Source organism: Streptomyces sp. NPDC055962 (assembly GCF_042270185.1).
Lineage (GTDB): Bacteria > Actinomycetota > Actinomycetes > Streptomycetales > Streptomycetaceae > Streptomyces.
Genome location: NZ_JBHJYN010000002.1, coordinates 780,557 through 794,859, shown reverse-complemented (window position 1 = coordinate 794,859; position 14,303 = coordinate 780,557). Strand labels below are relative to the sequence as shown.

16 protein-coding genes are annotated in these 14,303 nt (G+C 72.9%); 8 read left to right on the top strand and 8 right to left on the bottom strand.

The window, feature by feature from the left end; genetic code table 11:
- Nucleotides 1-396 precede the first annotated feature (396 nt).
- Nucleotides 397-873 carry a GNAT family N-acetyltransferase gene (locus tag ACFC51_RS08845; RefSeq protein ID WP_376368116.1) on the top strand — a complete coding sequence of 159 codons (477 nt, stop codon included), beginning with the start codon at nt 397-399 and terminating at the stop codon, nt 871-873.
- Between the two features lie 18 nt (nt 874-891).
- Here ACFC51_RS08845 and ACFC51_RS08840 read toward each other — a convergent pair whose 3' ends face one another.
- Nucleotides 892-2,937 carry a DHA2 family efflux MFS transporter permease subunit gene (locus ACFC51_RS08840; protein ID WP_376368117.1) on the bottom strand — a complete coding sequence of 682 codons (2,046 nt, stop codon included), beginning with the start codon at nt 2,935-2,937 and terminating at the stop codon, nt 892-894.
- A gap of 138 nt (nt 2,938-3,075) precedes the next feature.
- On the opposite strand from ACFC51_RS08840, the gene ACFC51_RS08835 reads away from it, so the two are divergent.
- Both ACFC51_RS08835 and ACFC51_RS08830 read left to right on the top strand, forming a co-directional pair.
- Nucleotides 3,076-4,143, top strand: coding sequence for a peptidoglycan-binding protein (locus ACFC51_RS08835; RefSeq protein ID WP_376527712.1), 1,068 nt, complete (start codon nt 3,076-3,078; stop codon nt 4,141-4,143).
- Nucleotides 4,144-4,329: 186 nt separating this feature from the next.
- Nucleotides 4,330-4,992 carry an HAD-IA family hydrolase gene (locus ACFC51_RS08830; RefSeq protein ID WP_376527710.1) on the top strand — a complete coding sequence of 221 codons (663 nt, stop codon included), beginning with the start codon at nt 4,330-4,332 and terminating at the stop codon, nt 4,990-4,992.
- A 295-nt stretch (nt 4,993-5,287) separates the two neighbouring features.
- On the opposite strand, the gene ACFC51_RS08825 is transcribed toward ACFC51_RS08830, so the two are convergent.
- Nucleotides 5,288-6,022 (bottom strand): ABC transporter permease, encoded by a 735-nt coding sequence (locus tag ACFC51_RS08825; RefSeq protein WP_376368123.1) that lies wholly within the window; start codon nt 6,020-6,022, stop codon nt 5,288-5,290.
- 232 nt (nt 6,023-6,254) lie between these two features.
- Between ACFC51_RS08825 and ACFC51_RS08820 the strand changes: the two genes are divergently transcribed.
- From ACFC51_RS08820 to ACFC51_RS08805, 4 genes are all read left to right on the top strand, one after another.
- Nucleotides 6,255-6,899, top strand: coding sequence for an HNH endonuclease family protein (locus ACFC51_RS08820; RefSeq protein ID WP_376368125.1), 645 nt, complete (start codon nt 6,255-6,257; stop codon nt 6,897-6,899).
- A gap of 92 nt (nt 6,900-6,991) precedes the next feature.
- Nucleotides 6,992-8,668 (top strand): alkaline phosphatase D family protein, encoded by a 1,677-nt coding sequence (locus ACFC51_RS08815; RefSeq protein ID WP_376368127.1) that lies wholly within the window; start codon nt 6,992-6,994, stop codon nt 8,666-8,668.
- Between the two features lie 112 nt (nt 8,669-8,780).
- On the top strand, nt 8,781-9,239 hold the full coding sequence (locus tag ACFC51_RS08810; protein ID WP_376368129.1) for a DoxX family protein: 459 nt from the start codon (nt 8,781-8,783) through the stop codon (nt 9,237-9,239).
- Between the two features lie 251 nt (nt 9,240-9,490).
- Nucleotides 9,491-10,150 (top strand): DedA family protein, encoded by a 660-nt coding sequence (locus ACFC51_RS08805; RefSeq protein ID WP_376368131.1) that lies wholly within the window; start codon nt 9,491-9,493, stop codon nt 10,148-10,150.
- Between the two features lie 18 nt (nt 10,151-10,168).
- Here the strand turns inward: ACFC51_RS08805 and ACFC51_RS08800 are convergent, their stop codons facing one another.
- The 6 genes from ACFC51_RS08800 to ACFC51_RS08775 all read right to left on the bottom strand — a co-directional run bounded on the left by ACFC51_RS08800 (nt 10,169) and on the right by ACFC51_RS08775 (nt 13,714).
- Nucleotides 10,169-10,390: a DUF2277 domain-containing protein gene (locus ACFC51_RS08800; protein ID WP_376368133.1), complete on the bottom strand. Its 222-nt coding sequence runs from the start codon at nt 10,388-10,390 to the stop codon at nt 10,169-10,171.
- Nucleotides 10,391-10,618: 228 nt separating this feature from the next.
- Complete coding sequence (locus ACFC51_RS08795) at nt 10,619-11,959, bottom strand: DUF1254 domain-containing protein (RefSeq protein ID WP_376527707.1); 1,341 nt, start codon at nt 11,957-11,959, stop codon at nt 10,619-10,621.
- Between the two features lie 22 nt (nt 11,960-11,981).
- Nucleotides 11,982-12,410 (bottom strand): hypothetical protein, encoded by a 429-nt coding sequence (locus tag ACFC51_RS08790; protein ID WP_376368137.1) that lies wholly within the window; start codon nt 12,408-12,410, stop codon nt 11,982-11,984.
- A gap of 115 nt (nt 12,411-12,525) precedes the next feature.
- Nucleotides 12,526-12,870, bottom strand: a complete 345-nt coding sequence (locus ACFC51_RS08785) for a hypothetical protein (protein ID WP_376527705.1) — start codon at nt 12,868-12,870, stop codon at nt 12,526-12,528.
- Between the two features lie 5 nt (nt 12,871-12,875).
- The gene (locus tag ACFC51_RS08780; protein WP_376368140.1) at nt 12,876-13,091 is read right to left on the bottom strand and encodes a hypothetical protein; all 216 of its coding nucleotides are present in this window, start codon (nt 13,089-13,091) and stop codon (nt 12,876-12,878) included.
- Nucleotides 13,092-13,297: 206 nt separating this feature from the next.
- Nucleotides 13,298-13,714, bottom strand: coding sequence for a hypothetical protein (locus ACFC51_RS08775; RefSeq protein ID WP_376368142.1), 417 nt, complete (start codon nt 13,712-13,714; stop codon nt 13,298-13,300).
- 76 nt (nt 13,715-13,790) lie between these two features.
- Here ACFC51_RS08775 and ACFC51_RS08770 point away from each other — a divergent pair, with 76 nt between their 5' ends.
- Nucleotides 13,791-14,303: a hypothetical protein gene (locus ACFC51_RS08770; RefSeq protein ID WP_376368144.1), complete on the top strand. Its 513-nt coding sequence runs from the start codon at nt 13,791-13,793 to the stop codon at nt 14,301-14,303.

Here is a 14,303-nt window from a genome sequence, read left to right as displayed (position 1 = left end):
GGCGGGACCGGTCGCGGGCCGCACTGCCGAGCGTGCGGCGGAATCGGTCGCGGTCCGCACACCGAGCACCGAGCACCCGTTCCGCGACTCGCACCTTTGGCCGCCGGGTGAAGCAGGGCGGCGCGAACGTCACCACGGAAGCGTCCACCGGAGCACGTGATCCCTCCGGGCCCCACACCGCGGGCAGGATCTGAGCGGACGTCTCACCCGGCGGCCCGAGGGCGGATCCGGCCCGGGCCGCCGGGTGAGACGTCCGCCTCCCGCCGGCAGCGCGGTCCGACGGCGTGCGCGCCGGACACGGTCCACACGTCCCGCGGGGCGCCGTCGCGTGCACCCTCACCGCCCCCCTGCACTTATCTGCTCGTCGTACGTTCGTGCGACAGCCAGAATGACCCCATGACCTGGAACGTCACCCCCGAACGCTTCGACAGCCCGGACGCCGTACGGCTGCTCCGCGACTACTACGACGAGGTGGCGAGCCGCTACTGGGGCCGCCCCGCGACCACGGCGGAGATCGACGACGGGCTGCGGGACGACGGCGTCGACCGGCTCGCCCGGCCCACCGGTGAGTTCGTGGTCGGCCGGTACGAGGAGGAGCCGGCGAGCTGCGCGGGCCTGCGGCTGGTCGACGCCACGACGGCCGAGCTGACCCGGGTGTTCGTCCGGCCCGCGTTCCGCTCCACGGGCGGCGGCGGCCTGCTGCTCGCGGGGATCGAGAGCGCCGCGCGGGCCTACGGGGTGCGGTGGATCCGGCTCGACACCCGGAGCGACCTGGTGGAGGCGCGCGGCCTGTACGCGAAGCACGGGTACGGGGAGGTGCCGGCGTTCAACCGGGGCCCCTACGCGGAGCACTGGTTCGCCAAGGAGCTGTGAGCCGGGCCGGCCGGGTGCTCAGCCCGCCGAGTGGTCCGGGCGGGGTTCGGGCATGTGCGGCCGTTCCTTGCTCGACCCGCTGACCTCGGCGGACAGCTCCGACACCAGGCGGATCAGGTCGGTGGGCCGGTCCGGACCCCACCAGTCGCCCAGCAGCTCGGCCAGCGACTCCTCGCGGGCCTGCGAGAGCCGCACCACTGCCTCCGCGCCCCGTTCGGTGAGGACCAGCTGCATCCCCTCGCGCCGGGCGTAGCCCTGCCCTTCCACCTGCCGGGCGGCCGAGGTGATCACCCGCAGCGGCACGGGTGCGACCTCGGCCAGCCGGCCGGGCTCGACGGTCCCGTGCCGTTTGATGCGCAGCAGCAGCCAGCTGGCTGCGGGCTGGAGGTCGTACCCGGCCTTGGCGGTGATCTTCGCGTAGATCTCCCGGCGCCCCTCCCGGGTGGCGAGCACCGACAGAGCGCGGGCGCACTCGTCGTACGAGGACCGGTGCACGGGGTTCGACGCCAGCGTCTCGCTGGTGTCGGGGGCCGTCACCGAGCCGCGCAGGGGCTCCTCCTTGAGGAACCAGGCGAGGACGAACGCGATGAGGACGACGGGGATCGCGTAGAGGAAGACGTCGGTGATCGACGTCGAGTACGCGCTGAGGACCGAGGGGCGCAGCTCCGCCGGGAGCCTTCCGATGGCCCGGGGGTCGGCGGCCAGGGCGCCCGCGTCGACGCCGGGCGGCAGCGGACGGCCGCTGAGGGCGTCCTCGAGCTTGCCGGTCAGCCGGTTGGTGAAGACGGTGCCGAAGACCGCCACGCCGAACGAGGCGCCGATGGACCGGAAGAAGGTCGCGCCGGACGTGGCGACGCCGAGGTCCTCGTAACCGACGGAGTTCTGCACGATCAGCACGAGCACCTGCATCACCAGGCCGAGTCCGGCGCCGAAGACGAAGAAGCAGAGGCTCATCGTCCAGGTGGAGCTGTTCTCGGAGAGGGTGTGGAGCAGGAGCAGGCCGACCGCGGTCAGGGCGGTGCCCGCGATCGGGAAGACCTTCCAGCGACCCGTCCGGCTGACGATCTGACCGGAGGCGGTCGAGGTGATCAGCAGACCGAAGACCATCGGCAGCATGTGCACGCCGGACAGGGTCGGGGTGATGCCGTGGACGACCTGGAGGAAGGTCGGCAGGTAGGTCATGGCGCCGAACATCGCGAACCCGATGACGAAGCTGATGACGGCGACGAGGCTGAAGGTCCGCATCCGGAAGAGCTTCAGCGGCAGCACGGGTTCGGCGGCCCGTCGTTCGGCGGCGACGAAGGCCACCAGCAGCACCACGGCGAGGGCGGCGAGCACGATGATCTGCACGGAGCCCCAGGCCCAGGTGGTCCCGCCGAGCGACGCGACGAGGACCAGGCAGGTGGCGACGGACGCGATGAGGAAGGTCCCCAGGTAGTCGATGGTGTGCGGGGTGCGGCGCACCGGGATGTGCAGGGCCGCGGCGATCACCAGCAGGGCGACGACGCCGATGGGCAGGTTGATGTAGAAGACCCAGCGCCAGCTGAGGTGCTCGGTGAAGAGGCCGCCGAGGAGCGGTCCCAGGACGCTGGTCACGCCGAACACCGCACCGAACAGGCCCTGGTACTTGCCCCGTTCGCGCGGGGAGACGATGTCGCCGACGATCGCCATCGACAGCACCATCAGTCCGCCGCCGCCGAGTCCCTGGAGGGCGCGGAAACCGATCAGCTGCGGCATGTTCTGGGCCATGCCGCAGAGGGCGGAGCCGATGAGGAAGATGACGATGGCCGTCTGGAAGAGCCTCTTGCGTCCGTACTGGTCGCCGAGCTTGCCCCAGAGCGGGGTGGCGGCGGTCGCGGCCAGCAGGTAGGCGGTCACCACCCACGACAGATGGTCCAGGCCGCCCAGCTCGCTGACGATCGTGGGCAGGGCCGTGGAGACGATGGTCTGATCGAGTGCGGCGAGCAGCATGCCGAGAAGCAGCGCACCGATGGACACCAGGACATTTCGCCGCGACCGCCCCTCACCTGAGGCAAGGGGGGGCGGGCTCAACTGCTGGGCCATGAGCATCTCCTCGGGTCCGCTTCACCCCATCCTGGCCGCTACGTGCCGTTATGGCCTGCCGAGCAGCGGTACGGGCGTGGGCCTTCCTCATGGCTGCCTGCATAATCGCAGGCAGTTCACAGGGGAGGGGAACCCACGATGACCGGACGAACATGCCCGGAGTGCGGCGGCGAGCAGGGCGCGAGACCCGGGGCGGGGTGCGCCTGCGGAGCCGGTACGGCGGCGGGGGCGGGGCATGACGCCCGGCCGTCCGGGATCGCCGCGCCAGGGCGTGACACCCGCCCGGCCCGGACCACGGCGGCGGGGCGTGACGCCCGGTCGGCGGAGATCGCTGCGGCCGAGGACTTCGACCCGCTGCGGATCAGGCCCTATGTGAGGCTGGGCAGCGACACGGAGGACCACGAGGCCCCCGCGGTGGCCACCACGATGCCGCTCTTCCTCGACGGGGCGGCAGCCGGGGCACAGAGGGCCGCCGGAGCACCGGGGGCGGGCCCGGGCGCCCTGCCCGACGAGGTCGCCGCGGATGCCGTGGCCGCCGACGAGACACGCAGGCGTACCGCCTCCGCCTACGCGGGTGGCGGACCGGACCCCGTACAGCCCCGCCGCCGCAGGCCGTTCACCGTGGTCGCCGTGGGGGCGGCCGTGGCCGCCGTGGTGGGGACGGCCGCCTTCGCGGGCGGCCTGTTCGACGGCGAGGACACCCGGGAGGCGGCCTTGCCCGAGGTCACGGCCGCTGCGCCGGGCACGGGCGAGGAGCCCGCGGCGTCGGTCCCCCCGTCCCCGTCCGCGTCCCCCTCGGCCACACCCTCCCGGTCGGCTTCGGCGTCGCCCTCGGCCTCCCCCACCCCCTCCACGAGCCCGTCGGCCACCCCGTCGGCCACCGCCCCGGCCTCACCGTCGCCCTCCGCGTCCGTGACGAGGGCACCCACGACGACGGCGGCGGCGCCGCCGCCCGTCGAGGAGCTGTCGGCGGGCACGCTGCGGCGCGGCGACCGCGGCCCGGAGGTCTCCGAGCTGCAGCGCCGGCTTCAGGAGGTCTGGGTCTACCGCGGCCCGGAGGACGGCACCTTCTCTCACGAGGTCGAACAGGCCGTCGCCGAGTACCAGCGGTGGGTGTCGGTCCACAGCGATCCGCCGGGCGTCTACGGCCCGGAGACCCGCAGCGCCCTGGAATCGCGGACGAGCGGCAGGGGCCGCCGGTCCTGACGGCTCCGATCCGGGCCGCGGGCGGACTCCGGTCCCCTCCGCGGCCCGGATTGGCGTTTCCGCCCCCGTTTTTGTATCGTGGAGGAACAAAGTAGCCTCCGCTCGTTCTCCCTGACCGGCGGGCGGGGCTACTTGTTTTCTTCACCCGCAGCTGTGAGCTGATTCCCCGCGCTCTGGAGCATGCCGATGCCGGCCACCGTCCTCGAAGCCCGCGCCCTCCTGTTGGACATGGACGGCACCCTCGTCAACTCGGACGCGGTGGTGGAACGCTGCTGGCGCCGCTGGGCACTCGCCCAGGGCCTCGACCCCGAGGCGGCGCTCAAGGTGGTCCACGGCCGCCAGGGCTACGCCACGATGGCCGCCCTGCTGCCGGACCGCCCCATGGAGCAGAACTACGCCGAGAACCGGATCATGCTCGCCGAGGAGACCGCCGACACCGACGGCGTGGTGCCCATCGGCGGCGCCCCCGCCTTCATGGCGGCCATTGCCGGACTCCCGCACGCGCTCGTGACCTCGGCCGACGAGGCGCTCGCCCGGGCCAGGATGACGGCGGCGGCCCTGCCGATGCCGGAGACCCGCGTCACCGCCGAGATGGTCGGGGCCAGCAAGCCGGACCCCGAAGGCTTCCTCAAGGGCGCGGCCGAGCTGGGCTTCGACCCGGCGGACTGCATCGTGTTCGAGGACTCCGAGGCGGGCATCGCGGCGGGCCGTGCGGCCGGCATGCGCGTCGTGGGCGTCGGCCCCCGCGCGGCGGCCCTCGCCCCCGACGCCCACGTCGAGGACCTGACGCAGCTCCGCGTGGAAGCGGGCGCGGACGGCTCGGTCCGTCTGCACATCGACGCCCGCTGAGCCCCCTCCGCGTCTCCTGACACCCCCTCGGTGCGCTCACGCACGAGGCGAGCGGGCCCCCGCACCCCGGTGAGCCCACCTGGTCCGGCTCGGCACCCGAGCCGGACCAGGACCCGCTCCCGGTGACGACGCCCACTTCGGCCCGCCCTCTGCACGGCACCTGCGCGGCCCGTTCGCGCTACGGCACCACCCGCGCCGGGGCCGGGCACCACCGCCCCGCCCACTCCCCGTACGGCGACCTCTCCCGTACGGCGACCCCGCCCCGTTCACCTCCCGTACGGCAGCCCCACCCCGTTCACTCGCGGTGCAGCAGCCCCCGCGCGACCAGCTCCAGCACCAGTGCGACGGCGACCGCCTGCACCGCCATCAGCGCCACCAGGACGAAGAGCTGCACGGCGCCGGCCTCCACCGGTGAGGCGCCGCCCAGCAGCATGCCCACGAAGGCCCCCGGCAGGGTGACGAGCCCCACGGTCCGGGTCTGGTCGAGCCCCGGCAGCAGCGCGTCCGACGCCGCGGGGCGGGCGATCTCCAGGCGGGCGTCCCGGTCGAGCAGCCCGAGGGCCATCCCGGCCTCCACCTCCCCCCGCCGCGTGCCGAGTTCGTCGAGCGCGCGCCGCCCGCCGAGGACGGTCGCGGTGAGCGCGCCCCCGATGAGGATGCCCGTGACCGGGATGAGCGCGATGCCGCGCACCGGGAGGAGCCCGGTGAGCAGCAGCACCACGACCACGGGCACGACCCCGGCACCGATGGGCAGCGCGGCCCACCACCAGGTGCGGTTGGGCGTGATCCGCCGGCCCGCGGTGCGCACCGCGACCGCGAACATCAGCGCCATGAACCCGGCCAGGGGACCCGGGGAGCGCACCACCCAGCCGATGAGCAGGGAGACGACGGCCAGCTGGACCGCGGCGCGCAGCCCGGCGACGGCGATCTCGCGGGAACGGCCGAGCGAGGCCCACGCGGCGACGGCGACGGCGAACACCAGGAGCACGGCGAGCACGACGCCGAGCGCGGGACCGACCGGAAGCAGCACACGGCCACCCTAAGGGGGTGCGCCCTGGCCGCCCCCGGCCCGTCGGTCCGTCAACCTCGCTCCTCGAACAACCTTCGGACGGCACGTCAGAGCTATCGCCCTACCCCTTGATGTGACGTGCGCATGTCGTCACTCTGTTACCTGGCGACCACCCCACCGAAACCCGGCGCCGCCACGATGGCCTGGCCGCTCAGGTCGCTGCTCAACATCCCCCCACATCAAGGGAGTTCATATGTCCGGTATCTACGCGCGTCGCATAGCCGTCGTCGCCGCCTCGGCCGCGCTCGCCGCAACCACCGGGCTCCTCACGGCGCCCACCGCCCAGGCCGCGATGCCCACCCCGGTCAGCGCCTCGACCGCCCGTTCGTACCTGAGCCAGCTCACCGTCTCCACCGAGGGCTCCTCGTCCGGCTACAGCCGCGACAAGTTCCCGCACTGGATCACCCAGTCGGGAGCCTGCGACACCCGCGAGGTCGTGCTGAAGCGCGACGGCTCCGGCGTCACCCAGGACTCCTCCTGCGCAGCGACCAAGGGCAGTTGGTACTCGGAGTACGACGGTGCCACCTGGACCGTCGCCTCGGACCTGGACATCGACCACATGGTCCCCCTCGCGGAGGCCTGGCGCTCCGGCGCCAGCGGCTGGACCACCGCCCAGCGCCAGTCCTTCGCCAACGACCTGACCCGCCCTCAGCTCATCGCGGTCACCGACAACGTCAACCAGTCCAAGAGCGACCAGGATCCGGGTGAGTGGCTCCCGTCGCGCACGGCCTACCGCTGCACCTACGCCCGCGCCTGGGTGCACGTGAAGCACTACTACGGCCTCAGCGTCGACTCCACCGAGAAGAGCGCCCTGCAGTCCGTGCTGAACGGCTGCTGACCCGCCCTCCCGCCCCGGCGGACCTACCCGCCCTCCTCCGTCGTTCCGTACCCTACGGAGCCATCGGTGACGGCGACGCGAGGAGGGCACACATGGCCGGGCTACGCCTGGGACCGCTGCTGAGGTACGTCGACTGGGAGTCGGGCTCCCGGGCGACGGTCTGGGTGGAGGCGACCAGGCCCTGCACGGCGCAGGTCCGCTGTGCGGACGGCGCGGCGGGCACCTCTCCCACCTTCGCGGTCGAGGGCCACCACTACGCCCTGGTGGTGGTGACGGGCCTGACGCCCGGCTCGACCACGCCCTACGAGGTTCTGCTCGACGGCCGCCGCGTATGGCCTCCCGAGGACTCCCGCTTCCCGCCCAGCACCATCACCACCCCCGCCGTGCCGCAGCCGGAGGCGGCGGCTCCCGTCCGGGTCGCCTTCGGCTCCTGCCGCTGGGCGGCCCCGCCCGCCCACGGACACGACCCCATCGGCCCGGACGCGCTCGACACCCTGGCGGTCCGCCTCGCCGCCGACCCGGGAGCCGTACGCCCCGACGTCCTTCTCCTCCTGGGCGACCAGGTGTACGCGGACGAGACCTCTCAGGCCACCCGGAAGCGGCTCGCCGCGCGCCGCGACCTGAAGGAGCCGCCGGGCGCCGAGGTCGCGGACTACGAGGAGTACACCCACCTCTACGACGAGTCCTGGCGCGACCCGGACGTGCGATGGCTGCTCTCCACGGTCCCCAGCTGCATGATCTTCGACGACCACGACGTCGTGGACGACTGGAACACCAGCGCCGCCTGGGTCCGGGACATGCGCGACACCCCGTGGTGGCACGAGCGGATCGTCAGCGGGCTCATGTCGTACTGGGTCTACCAGCACCTCGGCAACCTCTCCCCCGACGCCCTGGAGGCCGACCCCGTCTACGCGGCCGTACGCGCCGCCCCGGACGGCACGGAGACCCTGCGCCTCCACGCGGCGGCCGCGGACGCCGATCCCACCCGGACGCGGTGGAGCTACCGGCGTGTTTTCGGCCGAGTACGGCTGCTGATGGTGGACACCCGGGCGGCCCGGGTCCTCGACGAGCGGGGGCGGTCGATGCTCCGCGACGAGGAGGCCCGCTGGCTGCGCGCCGAGGTGCTCACGGACCCCAGCGCGTACGACCACCTGTTGATCGGCACCTCGCTCCCCTGGCTGCTGCCGCCGCTCATACACGAGGCGGAGACCTGGAACGCGGCGCTCTGCCGCGGCGAGCGGGGAGAGCGCTGGGCACGGCGCGGGGAGAAGGTGCGCCGGGCCGGTGACCTGGAGCATTGGGCGGCCTTCCCTGATTCCTTCGACCGGCTGTCGGAGCTCCTGAGGGAGGCGGGACGCGCCCACGACGCCCCCGCGACGATATGCGTGCTCTCGGGCGATGTGCACCACGCGTACATCGCCGAACCACAGTGGTCGGATTCCACCCCGGAGGGCACTCCCGCCGCGCGCGTCCTGCAACTGACCTGCTCTCCCGTCCACAACTCCGTCCCCGGATACATGCGCGCCGGCTTCCGGTTCGGCTGGAGCAGGGCGGGCCGGTGGCTCGGGCGCGCGCTGGCGCTCCACGGACGGACAGGGAGCCCTCCGATGCGCTGGCGCAGGACGGGCGGACCATGGTTCGGCAACCAGCTCATGACGCTCACCCTGCGTGGCCGGAAAGCTGCGCTGACATTGGTTCAGGCCAGAGCCACACCCGCGGGGGCGCAACTGGAGACCGCGTGGGAGCGCTCGCTGACCTCGAACGAATGACCGAGTTCCAGCCACTCGACATAATGTTGAACTTGCAAGTAATAGTGAGGCGACCCTAACCTGAGGGGCCCCGATCGGTTCACGTCCCCAGACCGAAGGAGCCCCACCTCCCATGTCCATACGTCTGAACCGGGCCCAGCCCTACGCGCTCGGCCTCTTCCGCGTCGTCATCGGCTTCCTGTTCGCCTGCCACGGCGCCGCTTCCCTCTTCGGGATCCTCGGCGGCTCGGCGGGCGGCGGCACCGTGCCCGCCGGCACGTGGCCTGGCTGGTACGCCGCGGTGATCCAGCTCGTCGGCGGCACCCTGGTCGCACTCGGCCTCGGCACCCGCCTCGCCGCACTGATCTCCTCCGGTTCGATGGCCTACGCGTACTTCAAGGTGCACCAGCCCGAGTCGCTGTTCCCCCTGCAGAACGGCGGCGAGGCCTCGGCGGTCTTCTGCTGGGCCTTCCTCCTGCTGGTCTTCACCGGCCCGGGGGCCGTGGCCCTGGACCGGCTGTTCTCCTCGCGCGGTGGCTCCGCGCGGGAGAGCGCACCCGCCCACGAGCAGGCCCGGGCCGTCTCGGTCTGACCCGCACGCTCCCCACGCCCCGGCCCCCCTCCTCCCGAGGGGGGCCGGGGTCGTACGTGACCTGTGCGACATCCGACGGCCACCCGGCGAATACCAGGTGAACGGGGTCAACGGCAGGCGTACGCTGTACAGCTGGCCCTGCCGTTCCTGCCGCTCCCCTGCGACGTCGCGGCGTCGCTGCGTTGACACAGAACACGGATCACGGACGGTCATGGATCACGGATCCGGATCGCAGGAACAGGGAGTAGAGAGTGCTCGAGAGTGTGGGTGCGCTGACCGGCAGCCCATGGATCTACGCGGTGGTCGCCCTCTCGGTGGTCCTGGACGTCTTCCTGCCCGTGCTCCCCAGCGGCGTACTCGTGATCACCGCAGCCACGGCGGCCGCGGCGAGCACCACCACGGTCACGGCGGCGGCCGGTGAGGCGACCCGGCACGTGCCCTCGCTCCTGGTGCTGACCCTCTGCGCGGCCACCGCTTCGGTCCTGGGCGACATGGTCGCCTACCGCCTCGCCTGGCGCGGGGGCGACCGCCTCGACCGGGCCATCGCGCGGTCCCGGCGTCTCACCTCCGCGCAGGAGCGCCTCGGCGCGGCCCTGAGCCGCGGCGGCGGAGCGCTCGTCGTCATCGCCCGCTTCGCCCCGGCCGGCCGCTCCGTCGTCTCCCTGGGAGCGGGCGCCGCCCACCGCAAGGTGAAGGAATTCCTGCCCTGGTCAGCCGTGGCCGGGGTCGTCTGGGCGGTCTACAGCGTGGGCCTCGGCTACTTCGGCGGCCAGTGGCTGGGCGCGGGCTGGCTGGGCACGGCCGTCTCGGTCCTCGCCCTGTTCCTGGCCGGCTCGCTGGCGGCACTCGTCGTCCGCCGCCCGGCGCACGCCTCCGCGACCCCCGTCACCGGAGTCCCGGCCGGGAGCTGACGCGGCCCTGGACGCCGCTCAGACCCGGGCGGCGCCCCGCACCTCCAAGCCGTCCAGGAGCCGCTGGGTCGCCTCGGCGATCTCGGCCACGGCCCGGTCGAAGACCTCCTGGTTGTGCGCGGCGGGCGCGCGGAAGCCGGAGACCTTGCGCACGTACTGCAGAGCGGCGGCTCTCATCTCCTCCTCGGTGGCCTCTTCGGGGATGGCTGGCGGACGAAGCGTCTTGATGCTGCGGCACATGCCTCCAGTGTGCGCCGCGCCACTGACAACGCGCCCGGAGCGCGCGTGAGCACGAGACGAGACACTCACTGAAGGCGTCCCGCCGCCCCGGCCGCACACCTCCGGATCGGGGCCCCGCTGGTCGGGCGGCCTCACACCTCCGGACCGGGGGCCCCGCAGGTCGCTGCCTCACACCCCCGGACCGCGGCATCCCGGTCATCACCCGGGACGTCGTCCAGCCGCCCGGGCCTACCGCCGCTCGACCGGCGGGACGACGTACTCCCCGTCCAGCACGGCCTGGCCGGGGAGGTGGAGCCGCAGCACGGCCCGGAAGGCACCGGCCGGAACCGGCAGCCAATTCGACGCCTCCTGGGGGGCCTCGGGCCGCTCCGCGGACAGGTGCAGCGTCAGCGAGCCGTCGTCGCCCTGCACGAGCCCCGGCGTCCGTGTCCCGATCGCGTACCGGGCCGCCTCGTTCGCGACCAGGTGGCCCCCGGGGCTGTCGTACGCGGTCAGCGACCAGAAGGCCCGGACCGGTGGCGGCGGCGCGAGGTGCAGGACGTAGCTCCGCGACCCGGTGAGGGAGTGTCCGCGGGAGTCGCGGGAGGTCTCCGCGTACACCGCTTCGTACCCATGGGGCAGCCCGCGTCCACGCCGCGCCGCCACCGCCCTGACCAGGTACGACGCCTCCCGGTCGGCGATCCTCCACTCCGGCGGGCCGAGCGTTCCGACGCCCAGGTGGTCCACGTTGAAGTCCCGCAGGTGCGGAATCATCTGCCAGGCGCCCTTCGGACCGCCGGGCACGGGCCGCCGGGCCGCCTCCTCCACCCGCAGCCTGCCCAGCGCGAGCCCGCGCCCCAGGGCGCGTACGAGACCGGGCGCCGCCGACACGTACGGCGAGATGCCCTCCTCCAGGAGCCCCAGGGGCTGGAAGCGGTCCTGGTACGCGCGATCGGCGGCGGCGGGCGGGAAGTCCGCCATCCACACCCGGAGCTCCTCGAAGAACCGCAGTTCGCCCGGCACCCCTGACTCGGTCGCGGGGAGCCCTGTGCGGTGCGCCCGGTCCCCCAGATGCGTGAGGGTGAGCTCCTGCTGGAGCGCCCTCACGCGCGGCATGTCCTCGGGGCCGTCGCACGCGAGGCGGCCGACGACGGAGACGACGGAGGTGGGCGCGTCGATCACCCCCGACACCCCGTCGGGCACGGTGCCGGCCCAGCCGGGCGGCACGACCAGCCAGTCGCCTTCTCCCGTGCCGGTCGCCCGGGTGCCGAGATAGGCGAAGGCGTTGCTCCAGACGTCCACGAACTGAAGCACGTAGTACGCCCCGGCGGTGTCCGGGACGTGCAGCCGCACGGGCCCGCCGGACAGGTCGAGCTGGGCGAGCGCGTCGACGAGATCGGCCGGGGCGAACGGGACGTGCGTGCCGGGCGTGGCCGGTCCGTCCGCATGGGCGAAGTCGTTGAAGGGCGCGGGAGCGACCGATCCACAGCCCTCCTGGATGCACGCCTGGACCTCCGACAGCCGGCGGACCAGCGGCACCCCGTAGACGTACGCGTCGGCGGCCAGCGCCGTGAGCGCGTCCGGCTCCATGCGGCCTCGCCCCGGGCTCACGTCAGATGACCGGCTTCGCCCGGTGGGCGCACAGGGCCCAGATCACGAAGGTGTCGAGCGCGACGGAGATGATCGCCCACACCGGCTGGTACGGCAGCCAGACGAAGTTGGCGATCAGGTTCAGCGCGGCGAGCCCGATGCCCACGCCCCAGGCCCAGGCGGCGCCCTTGAGGATGCCCCAGCCGACGAACACCAGGATCACCCCGAGGACCAGGTGGATCCATCCCCAGGCGGTGATGTCGAACTTGAACGTGTAGTTGTTGATGCGCGTGTACACCTCGTCGGACGCGATGCCCGCGATTCCCTTGACGATGGAGAGGATCCCGTCGACGAGGAGCAGCACCCCCGCGAACATCACCCCGCTCGCAGCCCAGGGGCCTCCGGGATCCGAGGGCCGCGAGCTGCCGGGTGCGGATGCTGACTGGGCCATGGGACTCCTCCACTCGACGAACCACCCCGCGGTGCAGCGGGCAGATCCGACCCTGTGCGCCCGCCTCGCCCGCCACGACCCCGACGCGCCCGTTCGGGTGACGGCACACTCCTGCTCAGGGCGCTCCCACGGTGACGACCTGCCCGTGGGCGTCGATGGTCAGCGCGACCCGCTCGACCCGGTTGGTCACCGCCAGGACCGCCCACACCACGCCCCAGACGCAGCACGAGAAGACCGTGAGGAAGGCGTGCAGCACATGGTTGACGGGCTGCCCGCGCACCAGCACCGCCTGGCTCCCCGAACGGGACTCCACCCGCCAGCCGGCCGCGACCCGCCGGCTCACGACCCAGTCGAGGATCAGGCCCCGCTGCGTGGCGTCGGGGGCTCCCGCGCCCGCTCCGTAGTAGCCGGGGGGCGGTTCGAGCGACGCCTCGGGCCGGTGTGCTCCACGACGCCTCACGGGGCTCACCTCCAGGTGTCGAGATCTCCGCCTCGCCACTCGATCAACTCCGGCTGGTCCAGATCGATCTCGTCGGCCCCCTGGGCGAACCCGGCACGTCGCAGGAACGAGGCCACCTCCCCACGCCCGTGCGCGAGCCCGACGATCTGCCCGCGCACGGTCACCCGCCGCCCACCGGTCGGTGAGGGCGGATACACGATCACAGGCGGATGTCCGGCCATGCCTCCACGGTCCCCCGGCCCCCGCCGGCGCGCATCCCGGGGGGTGCGGAGGCGCCCGGGGGTCCCTGGGACCCGCGGGCGGGCCGGCTCCACGGGCGCCGGCGCACGTACGACTACCAGGTCCTCCACGGTCGTCGCGCAGGCACATCGACAAGCGGGGCAGGCCGGCGGGACCGCACACTGCGGCACGGCCACGAGCCGTCGCCCTACGACCGGACGGCGACGGCCTCGATCCCCGCAGCGCGCAGCCTGCGGGCAAGGAACTCCATCTCGGGCAGCGTGCCCGACCACTCCCCGGCGAGGACCAGGTGCAGGGCCTTCCTGGCCTGCCCCAGATCCGATCCGAGCGCCGTACGCAGAACCCGCATGATCATCACGTTTCCGGCCGCAGGCCCCACCTGAAGCCGCGCGGGCCCGTGCTCGGAGAGTATGCGCTCACGCATCCCGGCCGGTACATCGTCGTCGCAGACAACGACCGTGAACCGACAGTCCGGGCAGACGGATTCGGTGTCCCAGCGCAGGAGGCCGCCCACAAGGGCCTGGGTACCCCAGCACTCCGCCTCGGCACCGCAGTCGGGGCACCCGGCGGAGAACCGGATGGCCGCGAAGACCGGTGACTCCATGACCAGAACCTCCCCACACCATTGTTGCGCACCAGTTGACCGGCGCTCCGGCCGCACAGTGACTAGGGTCGCCTGCATGAGCGCCGCCATAGCCGCGATGATCACCGCAGTATTCGGAGTGCTCGGCACACTCTTCGCCCCGGTGCTCACGAGCCGGGTGACGAGTCGTCAGCGAGTCCTGGACCAGCAAGTGGAGGAGAGGCGGCGACTCTTCGAGGAACGGCGCGCCGCCTACATCTCGATGAACCGGGCGACCGGCCACTTCCACACCCTCCTCAAGGACGCCCTGCACCGCACACGCGACGGGGTCTGCACCGACGACGACCGGAACCGTCTGGAAGAGGGCCGTCGTGACTACCGCGACCGTTATGCCGAGGCCCAGATGATCGTCCCCGAAGCCGTCCTCGACGCCTCCAGAGAGCTCAACGTGGTCCTCGCCGGGACGGACGCCGCGCTGAAGCGCATCGACCGCGGACTGCCCCGAGACGGCGAGACGGCCGATCAGCTGCTCGTGGACCTCAAGGCCGCGGATCCGAAGCTCTCCACGATGCACCGCATCATGCGCCAGGACCTCGGCGTCACGGACTGA